The sequence below is a fragment of the Methylobacterium sp. WL103 genome (assembly GCF_008039885.1).
In the GTDB taxonomy this organism is placed as follows: domain Bacteria; phylum Pseudomonadota; class Alphaproteobacteria; order Rhizobiales; family Beijerinckiaceae; genus Methylobacterium; species Methylobacterium cerastii.
Genome location: NZ_VRUX01001227.1, coordinates 1 through 543, shown reverse-complemented (window position 1 = coordinate 543; position 543 = coordinate 1). Strand labels below are relative to the sequence as shown.

Sequence of the window (543 nt, the reverse complement as noted above, 5' to 3'; positions counted from 1 at the left end):
ACCCAGCCCACCACCCCCTCCACGACACAGGACGTCGTCTTCTCGGACGCGACCCGGCTCGCCGAATTGATCCGCACCCGGCAGCTCTCGCCGGTCGAGGTCGTGCAGGCGCATCTCGACCGGATCGCGGCGGTCGACCCCCAGGTCAACGCCATCGTTACCGTCGCGGAGGGCGCGCTCGCCGCGGCCAAGGACGCGGAGGCGGCGGTGATGGCGGGGCGGGAGCTCGGGCCGCTCCACGGCGTGCCGTTCACCGTGAAGGATTCGATCGACACGGCGGGCGTCATGACCCAGCGCGGCTCGCCGATCTTCAAGGGCCGCACGCCCGAGGCCGACGCGACCAGCGTGGCGCGCCTGAAGCAGGCCGGCGGCATCCTGCTGGCCAAGACCAACCTCCCCGAATTCTCCTACTGGATCGAGAGCGACAACCTGCTCTCGGGCCGCTCGAACAACCCCTGGGACCTCACGCGCACGCCGGGCGGATCGAGCGGCGGCGAGTCGGCGGCCATCGCGGCCGGCATGTCGCCCCTGGGGCTGGGCACC

The 543-nt window shown here is 72.2% G+C and carries 1 protein-coding gene; it reads left to right on the top strand.

The features are described 5' to 3' along the window. Positions 1-543, top strand: a 543-nt coding sequence (locus tag FV222_RS28760; RefSeq protein WP_246685727.1) for an amidase, incomplete at both ends; no start/stop codon positions are given.